Raw genomic sequence first — 14,730 nt, 5'->3', positions numbered from 1 at the left:
TCAACAGAAGGCGAGCGCGTTGACTGCCTGCACGGTCACGCTTTCCTGCTCGCGTCCGACCAGCTGGCCGACGACGGCTTTGAGTTCGCCGGCCTCCCTGCGCCGCGCGACGGTCAGCAATCGCACCAATTCCGCTTCATCCTTCGACAGGCGCCGGCAGGATGGCGGCATGAAGCGGAGATCGCAGTGACGCCCGTTGCGCAGGATTCTGACCAGCGCCGCGGCGCGGGCGACCAGCAGCGGGCTGTCGGAAATGCCGGGCGCCTCGTCGGCGAAGCGATAGGCGGCCTCCCAGCAATCGGACGCGCCGGTCGCGTAGGCCGCACCGATGAACCGGAACACCGATAGCGCGACGCGGCAGAAATCATCGCAGCCTTCGACGCTTCGGCAGGATGAGGCCGGCGATGCAGGAAGATCGAGCGCGTTGCTCTCTGTCGACGGATGCATAGAGTCTCTGGCTATGGGTCGCGTTCCGCCCAGCCGGCGCAACGGATCTGCGGCCATCGTTCCGCCAGCGGCATGCGCAAGTCAACGCCGAGAGGGCCGATATCGAGGTCTTCTAGAAACGCGCAAGCGCTGAGGGCTCCTGTTTGGAGTCATTCCAATGCGGGCTGCCTAGCTTACGACCTCCCGGACGTGCGCCGCGATATCGGCGCGCGTCGCAACCCAGATGCGGCCTTCCAGCCGTGCGAGTTCGGCAATAATGGCCCTTACGGCGCCGAAACGCGCGGGCCGGCCGCAAATGCGTAAGTGAAAACCGATCGACAACATCGATGAACGGCCGCGCTCGGCTTCCTCGATCAGGGTCGCGATCGCGGCGCCGACATAGCTCGAAAAATCCTCCGGCCGAACAAAGCCGTTGGGGTGGAAGAACTTCATGTCGTTGGTATCGAAGCCGTAGGGGAGGATCAGCAGCGATCCCTGAGGCGACCGACTCCAATAGGGAAGATCGTCATCGAGTGCGTTGGAGTCGTAGACGAAGCCGAGCTCGGTCAGGAGATCGCGTGTCCAGGGGCTCTGGCTGCCGCGCGTCATGAAGCCGACCGGTTTGACACCCGTCGCACGGGCAATGACGTCGCGCGTCCTTTCGATATCGCGCCGTTCGGCCCCGCGATCGCTGTAGAGCGCATGTGGCAGCCAGCGCCAGCCGTGCACCGCCGGCTCGTGGCCGGCTTCGACGACGGCGCGCGCCAGATCAGGCACACGCTCGACCGCCCGGCCGCACATCATGAAGGTCGTGCGGACCTTGGCATCCGCGAAGGCGTCGAGGAAGCGCCACAGGCCGACGCGCATGCCGTAATCGAACACCTGCTCCTGCACGAGATCGCGGACGCCCGGCGGCGAGGTCGATGCGACCTCGCCATATCGCTCCGTCTCGGCGTCGCCCTGTTCGACGGCGAGCTCGGCGCCCTCCTCGAAATTCACCACCAACGACACCGCGACGCGGGCGCCGTTGGGCCAGATGATGTCGGGACGTTCACGGCCATAGCCGCGAAGATCGCGTTCGATCGGCATGGTCAGCGGCTCCCGATCTGGCGGCTGACGCCACCGAAAATTTCCGCGCAGACGAGGCCTGCGAGTGTCACCAGCACGATCACACCGGAGACGGCGGCGACGCGGACGTCGAGGCTGCCTTCGAGGATTGCCCAGAGCTTGATCGGCAGGACCTCGGTGCGCGCGTCGGCCAGGAACAGCGACACCGGGACGTTGTCGAACGAGGTGAGGAACGCGACGAAGCAGCTCGCGACGATGCCGCGGCGGATCAGCGGCAGGGTGATGCGGCGGAAGGTGTACCAGCGGCTGGCGCCGAGGCTCAGCGAGCAGGTGATCAGCACCGGATTGAGCTGCTGGACCGAGGCGCCGACCATCCGGATCACGAAGGGCACGCAGATGATGGTGTGGCCGAGCACCAGCGTCGCCGCCGACAAGCGGATGCCGAGCAGGTTGAAGACCAGCAGCAGCGACAGGCCGAACGCCATCGCCGGCAGCACCATCGGCGACATGAACAGCGCGTCCAGCGTGCGGGCAATTCTGAGCTTGCTCCGCGCCAGGCCGAGCGCCGCCGCGCCACCCAGCACCGCGGAGAGGATCGTCGCGGCGGCGGCGATCTTGAGGCTGGTCAGCGCGGGCGCGATGATCTCTTGCGACTGAACCAGCTCGACATACCAGCGCAGCGACCAGCTCGGCGGCGGGAATTTGAGCGTGATGCCGCCGGTGAAGGAAATGACGAGCACGACCAGCGTCGGTGCGAGCAGCAGCAGCATGCCGAAGCCGGTGATCGTTCCGACCACGCCGGAATAGAAGCGGTCGGCAAAACTACGCTGCATCGACGCCTCGCACGTAGCGGCGGGAGAGCGCACCGATGGCAAAGACGATGCCGGTGACCGCGAGTGTGAAGATCAGCGACAGTGCAGCCGAGAACGGCCAGTCCTGCACCCCGACGGCCTGCTGGTAGATATAGGACGGCATCAGGATGATGCGTCCGCCGCCGACCAGCGTCTGGGTGATGAAGGCGGTCGCGGCGGCGGCGAAGACGAGCAGCCAGCCGGCGATCGCGCCCGGCAATGTCAGCGGCAGGATGACGGTGAAGAAGATGCGCGTGCGGCTCGCACCCAGTCCTTCCGCGGCGCGCATCAGATTGCCGTCGAGCCTGAGCACGCTGTTGATGACCGGCAGCGCCATCAACGGCAGCTGGATCTGCGTCAGCGCCAGCACCATGCCTTCCCAGGTATAGAGCAGCCGAGCGGGGGCCTGCCACAGCCCGAGCGAGAGCATCGCCGAGTTGACGATGCCGTCGCGGCCGAGAATGACGATCCAGGCGAAGGTGCGCACCACCGTGCTGGTGAGCAGCGGCAGCATGATCAGGAAGGTGATCGATGTGCGCATGAACGCACCGCTCGCGACGTAGACCAGCGCGAGCGGGTAGGCCAGGATCAGCGTGGCGAGCGCCACCTCCGCGCCGAGCCACAGCGTGTCCGTCAACACCTTGACGCTGAAGGGATCGGCGAAGAAGCGCAGATATTGCACCAGCGACAGTTCCGCGAATTGCGGCGTACGGAACAGGCTGATCGCGACCAGCGCCGCCAGCGGCAGCACGAAGGCTGCGAAGAACAACGCCGCCAGCGGAATCACCGGCAGAAGCTGCCTCGATGCACTCGTGCTGGCCGGCGGCATCTCAGATCTTCACTTCCTTGCTGAAGCGGGTGATCCACTCGCCACGCATCGCCTGGAATTTGGTCCAGTCGAGCAGCACGTTGTTGGCGACCAGATCGTCGACGCTCTTGGCGACCGTGAGGTTCGCCCCGGTCAGCGCCACCTTGCTGTTGGTCGGCATCATCACCCAGGGCGAAGCCTCGATGCCCTTTTGGGTGTCGACCGACATCACGGTGTCGAGATAGTCGAGCACGGCCTTCGGATCCTGGTTGTTCTTGACGATCTGCGCGCTGGTGCGGATCACGACGGCGCCGGATTTCGGCTTGGAGAAGGCGATGTCGACGCCCTTGGCGGCGAGCAGCGCCACGTTGTTCCAGAAATTGAAGGCGATATCGATCTCGCCCTGCTGAAACAGTGCCGCCAGTGCGCCGGGCGAAGCGGCGATCGCGCCGACATTCGGCAGCAGCCTCTTCATGGCCTCGAAAGCCGGCTCGATGTTGGTCTCGGAGCCGCCGTTGAGTTTTGCGATCTCGACCATGAAAGCGGTGCCGAGGCTGGAGCCGAGCCCGGTGATACCGACGCGGCCCTTGTATTCGGGCTTCCAAAGGTCCTCCCAGGAGGTCGGTGGCGTCGTGATCTTCTTCGGATTGTAGGCAATGCCGATCAACTGACAGGTGATGACCGGCGCGTAGCCGTCGGGATGGCGGAACGCGGTCGGGATATCGGCATAGGATTTCGACTGCTCGGCCGGAAATTTCTCCAGCACGCCGCTCGCGATCGCCGGGATCAGCGGGCCCTCGTCGAACAGCACGACGTCGAAGGGCGGGGCGTTGCGCGAGGCCTGGATCTTGCCGATCTGGTCGACGCCGAGCAGCGGCGTGAAGGTGACGCTGCCATCGCTGCTCTTCTTGAAGGCCGGTCCGACCACCGAACGGAAGGCTTCATCGAAACTGCCGGGATAGGTCGTGGCGACGATCGAGGACGCCGCGCGCGACGATACCGGCCAGCCCACGCTTGCGGCGGCGATGGCCGCAGAACCCGAGGCGAGCAACGATCTCCGGGATAAGCCCATGTTAGATACTCCTGTGCTGATTGTTTGAGGAATCCGCGACCGGCGTGCTGAAAACGCTGACGCGCGAGGTGTCCGTGATCGAGAGCCATGCGGTCGATCCGGTCGCGGCTCTTGCCGATGTCGCGGCGCGGGCCTGGCTGATCTTCACGGCCTCGCCATTCGCGGTGACGCCTTCGGTGACGCTGACGGCGCCGAGTGGCACGGTGGCACGGATCGTGACGGGAATGGCGCCCGGTCGTTCGCTTGCGCCGAGTTCGATATTCTCCGGCCGTACCGAGAGCGTCACCGGTGTGCCGCGCCATCGTTGCACGGAACGCCCGAGATCGATCTCGGGTCCCGAATCCAGCTTGACGCGATCTGTTTCGGTCACGACGCCACGCAGCAGATTGGTGTGGCCGATGAAGCTGGAGATGAACAGGCTTGTGGGGCGGTCGTAGAGCGCGTCCGGGCTGTCGATCTGCTCGATCCGCCCCTTGTTGAGCACGACAATGCGGTCGGCCATGGACAGCGCCTCCTCCTGGTCGTGCGTGACGATGACGGAGGTGACGCCGAAGGTCTTCAGAAGGCTCTTGATCTCGATCTGCATGTCGAGACGGAGGTTCTTGTCGAGTGCCGAGAAAGGTTCGTCGAGCAGGACGAGGCCAGGATCGATCGCCAGCGCACGTGCCAGCGCCACACGCTGCTGTTGTCCGCCAGAGAGTTCGCCGGGCAGCCGGCGCGCGAACGCAGCCATCTGTGCGAGGCCGAGCATCTGCTCGACCTTGGCCGTGACCTCCGCCTTCGGCGTCTTGCGTGCCCGCAATCCGTAGGCGACATTCTCGAACACGGTGAGATGGGGAAACAGCGCATAGTTCTGGAACACCATCCCGATGCGGCGGCGGTTCGCCGGAATGTGCTCGACCCGCGCGCCGTCGAAGCGCACCTCACCCTTGGATGGGCGCAGGAAGCCTGCGATGATCTGGAGCATCGTCGTCTTGCCGCAGCCCGATGGCCCCAGCAGCGCGATCAGCTCTCCGGCTGCGACCGCCAGATTGATCTCGTCGAGCGCCACTGTCGCGCCAAAGGCATGGCCGATGCCGCTCAGATCCAGCGAATGTCCGCGCGCGTCACTCAACGCCTACTCCATCGGTCGCGTTGTCCTGCGGGCGAGGGGTTAGCAATCGTCGTGCCAGCGTCGTCAGCTCGCTAAGGCGCTGCGACTGTTGCAATAATTCTTAGGCGCCAAAAATTGGCGCCAAGTTTATGCCTATATTGTAAACGTATCGGCGAGGACTTTGTGTAAAAAATAGGCTCCGGCACGACTGCAGAATCCTGTAGAAAGCAAGACATGAAGCGAAGCCGACCTCTGAAGCGCAAGACCAAGCGTTCCGAGCCGAAACGCCAGGACACCGAGGGCGTCGACCTCCGTAGCATCGATGACGACCCGGTGGTGCAGGGCATCCTGACCGCGATCAGCCAGAAGCGGCTCAAGCCCGGCGCCAAGCTCGGCGAGGACAAGCTTGCGGCGGCATTCGGCACCACGCGGATTCACATCCGCCAGGCGCTCGCCCATCTCGCCTCGCGCAAGGTGGTGATGCAGATCCCCAATCGCGGCGCGTTCGTGTACCGGCCGAGCTGGGAGGAGGCGCAGGACATCTTTGCCGCGCGCCGCATCATCGAGACGGCCACTGTCGCCGCGGCGATCGACCGGCTGGACAGATCAGGCAAGGCCGAGCTGAAAGCCCATATGGAGCTCGAGGCACAGCACGACCGCAACGACCGCTGGGCCTCGTTGTCGCTCACGGCGGAATTCCATATCCTGGTGGCCAAGCTTGGCGGCAACCGTGTGCTGCTCGACATGTCGCGCGAACTGATGCTGCGGACATCGCTGGCGATTGCGACCTTCGAGCAGCCGGGCGAGCCGGATTGCTCACCCGACGCGCATCCCGATATCGGCGCGCTGATCCTCGCGCGGGACAAGGCCGGCGCGATCGACGCCATGCGCCATCATCTCGAGGAGATGGAACAGCGGATCCGGCCGCAGCAGGACAAGGACGAGGTCGACGAGCTCACCGCGATCTTCCGGGAGATCGGCGCGCGTGCGCGGGCCGCTGGGTAACATGGCCGGCAGCCGTGTCCTTCTCATCAATCCGAACAGCAATGCGGCGACGACCGCGATGATGGTCGCCATCGCGAAGTCGGCGGCGGGCGACGGTTTCGACATCATCGGCGCCACGGCGATGCGGGCGCCGTCGATGATTGTCTCGGCGGACGCGCTGGAGGCCGCCGCGGCCGAGGTCGGGGAGATCGCGCGAGCGCATCAAGAGTCCTGCGACGGCGTCATCGTCGCGGCGTTCGGCGATCCTGGCCTTGCCGGAATCAGGGCAGCGATGAAGCGGCCTGCGGTCGGAATCGGCGAGTCCGCGATGCTGGAAGCCGCTGGGCATGGCCGTCGCTTCGGCGTCGCGACGACGACGCCGCTACTGAAAGCCAAGATCGACGCGCTGGCGGATGCGCTGGGATTGCGGTCGCGCTACACCGGCATCCGCTTTGCCGAAGGCGATCCACAAGACCTGGTGCGCGATCCGGCGCGGCTGCGCGCCGCGCTCGGCGGCGCCGTCGAGGCCAGCATCATGCAGGATGGGGCCGAAGCGGTCATCATCGGCGGTGGCCCGCTCGGCGAGGCCGCGCGCGAGCTGCAATCGATGTTCTCCGTGCCTGTCGTCGCGCCGATCCCCGCTGCCGTGGCACGGATCATTGGCCTCGTGACGGCGTGATTTTTCCGCGTCGCGGCATCGGCCGTGATGCGAGAAACTGTTTTTCTTGACATGACCTCTGCCGTGCTCGACCTGTAATGACATCGGTCGAAGGCACATGTGTGCCCGAAAAGAAAAGCGTGTGGGAAAGACGTCATGAGCGCAGGCCTCGACGAAAGGGACTACCTCGCCACCTTGCAGGGCTTGTCGGAGAAGGCCTGGCCCCAGGGCCTGCCGCGTTTGCCGAAGCAGGACCTCAATCCGAACCAGCCTGCTGCGCTCTGAGTGAGAGAGACGATGTCGTTCAAAAAGCTCCTGATTGCCAATCGCGGCGAGATCGCCATCCGCATCGCGCGTGCCGCGGCCGAGGCCGGCATCGCCACGGCCGCGATCCATCCCGCCGACGATGCGCTGTCGCTGCACGTGCGCGTCGCCGACGAGGCGGTCGAAATTCCCGGCCGCGGCGCGCGGGCCTATCTCGACATCGAGGCGATCGTCAAGGCAGCGAAGGACGCCGGCTGCGATGCCGTGCATCCCGGCTACGGCTTTCTCGCCGAGAACGCGGCCTTTGCAAGAGCCTGCGCCGACGCGGGCGTTGCTTTCGTCGGGCCGAAGCCGGCCGCGTTGGAGCTGTTCGGCGACAAGGTGGCTGCACGGCAATTGGCAAAGCGCTGCGGCGTGCCCGTCATAGCCGGCACCAGCGGGCCGTCGTCGCTCGAGGAGATCACCGCGTTCTTCACCTCGCTCGGCAGCAATGCGGCGATCGTGATCAAGGCGATGGCGGGCGGTGGCGGCCGCGGCATGCGCGTGGTCGAGAAGGCGGCGGATCTGGCGGAGGCCTATGCGCGCTGCCAGTCCGAAGCCAAGGCAGCCTTCGGCTTCGACGGCGTCTATGCGGAGCGCCTGATCCGCCAGGCACGCCATATCGAGGTGCAGATCATCGGCGATCGGCACGGTGCCATCTCGCATCTCTGGGAGCGCGAATGCACCATCCAGCGCCGGCACCAGAAGCTGATCGAGGTGGCGCCGAGCCCGTCGCTCGGCGAGACCTTGCGCGGCCGCATCATCGAAGCGGCGAAGCAGCTCGCGACTGCGGCGTCGTATGACAATCTCGGCACCTTCGAATTCCTGGTCGACGGCACCGCCGAGGACAGTTTTGCCTTCATCGAGGCCAATCCGCGGCTCCAGGTCGAGCACACCGTGACGGAGGAGGTGCTCGGCCTCGACCTCGTTCGTGCCCAGCTCGCAATCGCTGCAGGAACGTCACTCGCGTTGCTCGGACTTTCGCAAGCTTTGATCCCGAAACCGCGCGGCTATGCCATGCAGCTCCGCGTCAACATGGAGACGCTTGACGAGGCAGGGGCGACGCATCCGACCGGCGGTGTGCTCGCCGTGTTCGAGCCGCCGTCCGGGCCGGGCGTTCGCGTCGATAGTTTTGGTTACGCCGGCTACAAGACCAGCGCGGCCTTCGACTCACTACTGGCGAAAGTCATCGTGCACACGCCGGGCGAAGCCTGGCACGACGTCGTGGCAAAGGCTTCGCGTGCCTTGCGCGAATTCCGGATCGATGGCGTTGTCACCAACATCGCCTTCCTCCAGGCCGTGCTGGCGCATCCCGATTTCAGGATCAATCGCATCGCGACCGACTTCATCGATCGCAACATTGCCAAGCTGGTCGAGGCGGCCGATGGCGCGGCAAGGCCGCTCTACTTTGCGGCGGCCGAGCGTGGCGGCGCGCATGCCGCCGAGGCTCACGTTGCGCAAGTGGTGCCCGAGGGCGCGGTGATGGTTGCCGCGCCGCTGCAGGGCACCATCGTCACCATCCAGGTCAAGGAAGGCGAGATCGTGCGCCCCGGCCAGCAGCTCGCCGTGATCGAGTCCATGAAGATGGAGCATCTGGTCATGGCCGAGCAGGGTGGCCGCGTCATGAAGCTCACCGCCGGTGACGGCGTCACGCTGCTGCATGGCGAGCCGATCCTCTATCTCGAGCCGCTTGACGTTGCGGCTGATCAGACGGCGGCGGAGGCCGACATCGATCTCGACCACATCCGCCCCGATCTTGCCGAGCTGATGGCGCGCCAGGCCAACACGCTCGACGAAAATCGCCCGGCCTCGGTGGAGCGCCGCCGCAACACCAATCAGCGCACCGCGCGCGAGAATGTCGGGCAGCTCGTCGACGACGGCTCGTTCATGGAGTATGGCAGCCTTGCGATCGCGGCGCAGCGCCGCCGGCGCAAACTCGACGATCTCATCAAGAACACGCCGGCGGACGGCCTCGTAATGGGCGTTGCCACCGTCAACGCCGAAAAGTTCGGGGCAGACGCCGCACGATGCATCGTCGTGGCCTATGACTACACCGTGCTCGCGGGCACGCAGGGCCACATGAACCACAAGAAGATCGACCGCATGCTGACCTTGGCGGAAGATTGGCGCGTGCCGCTGGTGTTTTACGCCGAAGGCGGCGGCGGCCGGCCCGGCGATACCGACCGGCTCGGCATGACCGGCCTCGACGGCCCGTCCTTCGTGCAGTTCGCAAGGCTGTCCGGCCTCGTGCCTGTCATTGGCGTCGTCTCCGGCTATTGCTTCGCCGGCAACGCCGCCATGCTCGGCTGCTGTGACGTCATCATCGCCAGCAAGAATGCCTCGATCGGCATGGGTGGCCCCGCCATGATCGAGGGCGGCGGCCTCGGCGTTTATCATCCGGCAGAGGTCGGCCCTGTCTCGTTCCAATCGCCGAACGGTGTCATCGACATCCTGGTCGAGGACGAGGAAGAGGCGACGTCGGTCGCGCAAAAGTATCTGTCCTACTTCCAGGGCGCGGTGACGGATTGGGAGGCCGCCGATCAGCGGCTGCTCCGCCGCGCCATCCCCGAGAACCGCCTGCGCGTCTACGACATCCGCAGCGTGATCGATCTCGTCGCGGACAAAGACAGCGTGCTGGAGCTGCGTCGCGACTACGGCGTCGGCATGATCACCGCGTTGATCCGCATCGAAGGCAAGCCGTTCGGCCTGATCGCCAACAATCCGCGTCATCTCGGCGGTGCGATCGATGCCGACGCCGGCGACAAGGCGGCCCGCTTCCTCCAGCTCTGCGACGCCTTCGACCTGCCTGTTGTCTCGCTCTGCGACACGCCCGGCTTCATGGTCGGTCCCGAGGCCGAAAAGACTGCGATCGTTCGTCACGTCTCGCGCATGTTCGTGACTGGCGCCAGCCTCACCGTTCCGTTGTTCGGCATCGTGCTGCGCAAGGGCTATGGCTTAGGGGCACAGTCGATGATCGGCGGCGGCTTCCACGCCTCGTTCTTCACCGCGGCCTGGCCGACCGGCGAGTTCGGCGGCATGGGCCTGGAAGGCTATGTCCGCCTCGGCTTCCGCAAGGAGATGGAGGCGATCGCCAACCCCGAGGAGCGCGAGACCTATTACCGCAACAAGGTCGCCGAGCTCTACGCCAACGGCAAGGCGGTCTCGATCGCCTCAGTGTTCGAGATCGACAACGTCATCGACCCCGCCGAGACGCGGCGCTGGATCATGGCGGGCCTGCGTACGGTGCCGAAGCCGCCGGCGCGGACGCAGAAGAAGCGGCCGTGCATCGACACGTGGTGAGGGCGGTGCAGCAAATCAAAGCTGCTCGAGGCAATCTGCATCCACGCCGTCATGCCCGGGCTTGTCCCGGGCATCCACGTTCTTTCCAAAACGCCGCAAAGGCGTGGATGGCCGGGACAAGCCCGGCCATGACGACCGCCGAGGTCGAGTGCGTCCATCCCTGCGTCCCGTTTCCCGATTGACATCCCCGTCTGTGGTGCCAGACTTTGCACAATAATACAGGGTGGAGACGTCCGCGATGGCCAGCCTTTCGGCCTCGAACCATGTCGCCCGTGTCTTGTCCGTGGCCAATCATTTGGCCGACGTTGACGCCTCGTCACGCATTGAAAACTCCTGGCGGCGCTGCCTGATGAGCCACAAGCTCGATCCCGCCCGTCAGGGCCCGCCGCAGACGCTGACGGAAGCCGAGATGCGTCACGTCGCCGAGCCGATGGAGGAGACCATCCGGCTGCTGACGCCCGAGCTCGACGCTCTTGCCCGCGTGCTGCGCGATGCCGGCTATTGCGTCAATCTCGCTGACGCGACCGCGACCATGCTGTTCAGCCGTCTGCCTGGCGAGGCAGACGCGCGCATGTTCATGGACTGGAAGATCTACACGGGCTCGAACTTTGCCGAAACGTTCGAGGGCACCAACGGGCTCGGCACGGCACTCGCCGAGCAGAAGCCGATCCTGGTGCATCGCGACGAGCATTTTCGCGCGCAGTGGCACATGTTCTCCTGCGCGGTGGCGCCGCTGTTCGACCAGGCCGGGCGGCTCGCCGGTGCGGTCAACATCACCTCCTGCCGCGAGGACCTCGAACGCGCCGCGCATCAGCTCGCGCTCGCGGTGACGATGGAAGCGACGCGGCGCATGGAGGGCGCGATCTTTCGCGATCATTTCCGCAATGCCTGGATCGCGACCGTGCCTGGTGACGGCGGCAGCGGCCTGCTCGCCTATGACGACGACCGGCGTATCGTCGGCGCCTGCCGCTCGGCGCGCGCCCTGCTCGGCCTCACCGACGGCCTGATCGCCTCCGGCATCGATCTGTCGCGCTACGTCAAGCTCGATCATGCGCGCCAGACGGACGAGATGGTCGAGCTCCGTCGCGCTGATGGCCGGCCGCTGGGCCGAAGCCATGTCTCCCCGCCGCTGCGCGCAAAGTCCTCTCCGCTACGGCAAGATGCGCCCGTCAATCGCTTCGACGCGCTGCATCGGCTCGCCGGCCGCGATCCCGGCCTCGTCAAGAGCGTGAAGCGGCTCCGGAGCATCGGCGATCGCAATCTGCCGGTGCTGCTGCATGGCGAGACCGGCGTCGGCAAGGACGTGTTCGCGCGCGCGATCCATGCCGCGAGCAATCGCGCGCGCAACAACTATGTCGCGCTCAACTGCGCGGCGATGCCGGAGAGCCTGATCGACGCCGAGCTGTTTGGCTACGAGGCCGGCGCCTTTACCGGCGCACGGCGCGACGGCTCGAAGGGCCTCATCGTGCAGGCCGACGGCGGCACGCTGTTCCTGGACGAGATCGGCGACATGCCGATTGGCTTGCAGACGCGCCTCTTGCGCGTGCTGGAGAACCGCGAGGTCTGGCCACTCGGCGCGCTCAAGCCTGTAGCGGTCGACATCCGCCTGATCAGCGCGACCCATCGCGACCTTGCCCGGATGGCGGAGGAGGGCGCCTTCCGCGCCGACCTCTATTTCCGCCTGCGCGGCATGGAGGTGCGGCTGCCGGCTTTGCGCGATCGGGCCGACCGCGCCGACATCATCCGCCAGATCGCGCGGGAGGAAGCGCCGAACTGCCGCCTCTCGGACGAAGCCTGGGCGCTGCTGTCGGCCTACCCCTATCCCGGCAACATGCGCCAGCTTCGCCACGTGCTGCGGCTCGCCGGCTGCACGGCCGAGGATGGCGTGATCATGGATGCCGATCTCGACCTGCCGCCGTTCGGCGGCGGAGCGACCGAAACCGATCTCGAGGCCGCCGAGCGCGCCACGATCATCGAGGTATTGCGCAAGCACGGCGGCCGCGTCACGGAAGCGGCGCGAACGCTAAAGCTCAGCCGCGCGACGCTGTACCGGAAGATCAAGCAGCTGAAGATCGAGACGGCGTAGTGATCCTTATGCGCTAGCTCGGAATCATAGGGTGGGCAAAGGCGCACTTGCTCCGTGCCCACCATCTCTGACCGAATGTTGCAGGACGTGGGCACGCTTCGCTTTGCCCACCCTACGAGACCGCATATCGCGGCGAGAGGCGCCGCGCCTCACGAAAAATCCGTCCAGCTCAAATGCCGCGAGTCGAGGTCGCCGACCGAAACGGTCTCGCGTATCTCCTGCGGCGCGTGGAAACTGCTGCGCAAGTAAACCAGCGGCCTCGCCGTGGCCGAATGTGTCGCGCCGCGCACCTCGCCGACGAAGATCGAATGCGTCCTGGTTTCGAACTCCTGCGTCAGCACGCAGTCGAACGCCGCGACAGCATCCGTCAGCACGGGGGCGCCGGTCTCACCCCGCGTCCACTGCCCGAACGCAAAACGGTCGTCGCCGTTGACGCCCTTCTGGCCGCTGAAGGTCAGCGCCAGCAGCGCGTGATCCTCGTGCAGGAAGTTGATCGCAAAGGCACCTTCCTCGCGGATACGCGCGTGCGCGCTGGCGTTGCGGTTGACGCAGACGAGCAGCGACGGTGGATTGTCCGATAGTGAGGTGGCCGATGTTACGGTTAGGCCGGTGCGCTTGCCGTGCTCGGCACCAACCGTGACGAGCGCAACCGCGCCGGCGCATTGGCGCATCGCCTGCTTGAAATCCCTTGCGTCGAGAGGTTTGGCGTCGACCGTCACGCGGAAATCTCCGAAACAGGAGCGGGTGCGGCAGGTTCGCGCCGCACCCGCGATGCGTCAAGCTGCCTTCTTTGCGGAGCCGAGATGCTTCAGGCGCGGCATCACCTCGTTCTTGAGCAGCGCGAGCGAGTGGTGCCAGGCTTCCGGCTTGTGCTTGTAGTCGAAGCCGAACACACAGAGCACGCCGAAGCCGCCGACCTCGTCGTAGATCTTCTCGATCTTCTCGGCGACGGTCGACGGCGAGCCGACGATCCAGTTCCGCTTGGCGCAATATTCGACCGTGACGTCGCCGTCGGGCACGTCAGGGGCGTGCTTGAGATAGTCCTTGAAGCCGAAATGGCCGAGCAGGGGCAGGAAGTACTCGCTCATCATCCGGCCCATCATGTCTCCGGTCGACAGCTTCCAGGCCTCTTCGTCGGTATCGGCGACGAACACCTCGCGCACCAGCCGCCAGTCCTGCCGGTTCGGCTTGCGGCCGGTTTTCGCGGCGCCGATCTCCACCGAGTCCCAATGGCTGGAGACGTAGGCCGGATTGAGGTTGAGGCTCATCGGGATGAAGCCGCGTTCGCCGGCGAGCTTCAGCGTGTCCGAGTTCTTCGACAGCCCGGCAACGCCGATCGGCGGATGCGGCGCCTGCAGCGGCTTGATGTGGGGTTTCAGGAAGTCGAACATCGTGTCCGGCTTGCTCACCGTCCAGAACTTGCCCTTGTGGGTGAACGGCGCAGGCTCGGTCCACAGCTTCAGGATGATCTCCAGCGCCTCGCGGGTCATGTCGCGGTTCTGGCCGCTCATGCCGTCGACGTTGAACATCGCCCAGTCGCTCGGCAGGCCGCTCGCTGCGACGCCGAAATTGAGCCGGCCCTCGGAGAGATGGTCGAGCATGGCGACGCGGTTGGCGAGCTCGGCCGGATGGTGATAGGGCAGCAGGAAGCCGCCCGGCCCGATCCGCAGGCGCTTGGTCTGCATCAGGGCCTGCGCGATCAGGAGATCCGGTGTGGGATTGGGTTCCCAGGGCGCAGTGTGGTGCTCGCCGATCCAGGCTTCCTGATAGCCGAGCTCGTCGAGCCAGCGCAGGACCTGCAGGTCCCAATCGTGTCCTTCCTTCAGGCCGCACTCCGGCGGATGCGAAGGCATCGTGAAATAGCCGATCTCCATGGGTTTCCTCATCTGATGTTGACGCGTCTTGCCGCGCGTTCGCTGACGTGAACGGGAACTGCTTCAGCAAGGGGTGTGCCAGCGGGCCTTGCGCTTCAGCATTGCGAGAAAGTGCTGGTTTGGGGCCGCGATAGCCGATATCCCGGGGCGGAATTGCGAGGCGCCGTCTCATTGTCGCAAGACGGCGTCTCAGCCGCGAGACGCAAG

The 14,730-nt window shown here is 65.6% G+C and carries 13 protein-coding genes; 5 read left to right on the top strand and 8 right to left on the bottom strand.

Annotated elements, in window-relative coordinates; genetic code table 11:
• The 6 genes from G8O24_RS07975 to G8O24_RS07950 form a co-directional block, all read right to left on the bottom strand.
• A complete protein-coding gene (locus G8O24_RS07975) occupies positions 1-447 on the bottom strand; it encodes a hypothetical protein (RefSeq protein WP_244645781.1) in 447 nt (148 codons plus the stop codon).
• A 168-nt stretch (positions 448-615) separates the two neighbouring features.
• Positions 616-1,515, bottom strand: a complete 900-nt coding sequence (locus tag G8O24_RS07970) for a polysaccharide deacetylase family protein (RefSeq protein WP_188098130.1) — start codon at positions 1,513-1,515, stop codon at positions 616-618.
• Between the two features lie 2 nt (positions 1,516-1,517).
• Entirely contained in the window at positions 1,518-2,327 is an 810-nt protein-coding gene (locus tag G8O24_RS07965; RefSeq protein WP_188098129.1) for an ABC transporter permease, read from the bottom strand.
• On the bottom strand, positions 2,317-3,174 hold the full coding sequence (locus tag G8O24_RS07960; RefSeq protein ID WP_188098127.1) for an ABC transporter permease: 858 nt from the start codon (positions 3,172-3,174) through the stop codon (positions 2,317-2,319). Before G8O24_RS07960 ends, G8O24_RS07965 begins: the two co-directional genes overlap by 11 nt.
• 1 nt (position 3,175) lies before the next feature.
• Positions 3,176-4,225 (bottom strand): extracellular solute-binding protein, encoded by a 1,050-nt coding sequence (locus G8O24_RS07955; protein WP_188098126.1) that lies wholly within the window; start codon positions 4,223-4,225, stop codon positions 3,176-3,178.
• A 1-nt stretch (position 4,226) separates the two neighbouring features.
• Positions 4,227-5,339, bottom strand: a complete 1,113-nt coding sequence (locus G8O24_RS07950; RefSeq protein ID WP_244645777.1) for an ABC transporter ATP-binding protein — start codon at positions 5,337-5,339, stop codon at positions 4,227-4,229.
• A 213-nt stretch (positions 5,340-5,552) separates the two neighbouring features.
• On the opposite strand from G8O24_RS07950, the gene G8O24_RS07945 reads away from it, so the two are divergent.
• From G8O24_RS07945 to G8O24_RS07930, 5 genes are all read left to right on the top strand, one after another.
• The gene (locus G8O24_RS07945) at positions 5,553-6,323 is read left to right on the top strand and encodes a GntR family transcriptional regulator (RefSeq protein WP_188098124.1); all 771 of its coding nucleotides are present in this window, start codon (positions 5,553-5,555) and stop codon (positions 6,321-6,323) included.
• Between the two features lies 1 nt (position 6,324).
• Positions 6,325-6,981 carry an aspartate/glutamate racemase family protein gene (locus G8O24_RS07940; RefSeq protein ID WP_188098303.1) on the top strand — a complete coding sequence of 219 codons (657 nt, stop codon included), beginning with the start codon at positions 6,325-6,327 and terminating at the stop codon, positions 6,979-6,981.
• A gap of 135 nt (positions 6,982-7,116) precedes the next feature.
• Positions 7,117-7,245, top strand: a complete 129-nt coding sequence (locus G8O24_RS45120) for a hypothetical protein (protein WP_283815532.1) — start codon at positions 7,117-7,119, stop codon at positions 7,243-7,245.
• A gap of 12 nt (positions 7,246-7,257) precedes the next feature.
• Complete coding sequence (locus tag G8O24_RS07935; RefSeq protein ID WP_188098123.1) at positions 7,258-10,563, top strand: acetyl-CoA carboxylase family protein; 3,306 nt, start codon at positions 7,258-7,260, stop codon at positions 10,561-10,563.
• Between the two features lie 238 nt (positions 10,564-10,801).
• A complete protein-coding gene (locus tag G8O24_RS07930) occupies positions 10,802-12,649 on the top strand; it encodes a sigma-54-dependent Fis family transcriptional regulator (RefSeq protein WP_188098121.1) in 1,848 nt (615 codons plus the stop codon).
• 149 nt (positions 12,650-12,798) lie between these two features.
• Here the strand turns inward: G8O24_RS07930 and G8O24_RS07925 are convergent, their stop codons facing one another.
• Complete coding sequence (locus G8O24_RS07925) at positions 12,799-13,368, bottom strand: flavin reductase family protein (protein WP_188098118.1); 570 nt, start codon at positions 13,366-13,368, stop codon at positions 12,799-12,801.
• Between the two features lie 57 nt (positions 13,369-13,425).
• Positions 13,426-14,523, bottom strand: coding sequence for an LLM class flavin-dependent oxidoreductase (locus G8O24_RS07920; RefSeq protein ID WP_188098116.1), 1,098 nt, complete (start codon positions 14,521-14,523; stop codon positions 13,426-13,428).
• Positions 14,524-14,730 lie beyond the last annotated feature (207 nt).

Origin of the sequence: Bradyrhizobium campsiandrae (genome assembly GCF_014529705.1) — a bacterium.
Lineage (GTDB): Bacteria > Pseudomonadota > Alphaproteobacteria > Rhizobiales > Xanthobacteraceae > Bradyrhizobium > Bradyrhizobium campsiandrae.
The sequence above is the reverse complement of the archived record's forward strand: the minus strand, read 5'-3'. Positions and strand labels throughout refer to the sequence as shown.

Bases quoted from the DNA above. Each gene is read 5' to 3' on its own strand.
- G8O24_RS07940 (WP_188098303.1), top strand. From the start codon at position 6,325: ATGGCCGGCAGCCGTGTCCTTCTCATCAATCCGAACAGCAATGCGGCG.
- G8O24_RS07935 (WP_188098123.1), top strand. From the start codon at position 7,258: ATGTCGTTCAAAAAGCTCCTGATTGCCAATCGCGGCGAGATCGCCATC.
- G8O24_RS07965 (WP_188098129.1), bottom strand. From the start codon at position 2,327: ATGCAGCGTAGTTTTGCCGACCGCTTCTATTCCGGCGTGGTCGGAACG.
- G8O24_RS07960 (WP_188098127.1), bottom strand. From the start codon at position 3,174: ATGCCGCCGGCCAGCACGAGTGCATCGAGGCAGCTTCTGCCGGTGATT.
- G8O24_RS07955 (WP_188098126.1), bottom strand. From the start codon at position 4,225: ATGGGCTTATCCCGGAGATCGTTGCTCGCCTCGGGTTCTGCGGCCATC.
- G8O24_RS07930 (WP_188098121.1), top strand. From the start codon at position 10,802: ATGGCCAGCCTTTCGGCCTCGAACCATGTCGCCCGTGTCTTGTCCGTG.
- G8O24_RS45120 (WP_283815532.1), top strand. From the start codon at position 7,117: ATGAGCGCAGGCCTCGACGAAAGGGACTACCTCGCCACCTTGCAGGGC.
- G8O24_RS07920 (WP_188098116.1), bottom strand. From the start codon at position 14,523: ATGGAGATCGGCTATTTCACGATGCCTTCGCATCCGCCGGAGTGCGGC.
- G8O24_RS07945 (WP_188098124.1), top strand. From the start codon at position 5,553: ATGAAGCGAAGCCGACCTCTGAAGCGCAAGACCAAGCGTTCCGAGCCG.
- G8O24_RS07970 (WP_188098130.1), bottom strand. From the start codon at position 1,515: ATGCCGATCGAACGCGATCTTCGCGGCTATGGCCGTGAACGTCCCGAC.
- G8O24_RS07975 (WP_244645781.1), bottom strand. From the start codon at position 447: ATGCATCCGTCGACAGAGAGCAACGCGCTCGATCTTCCTGCATCGCCG.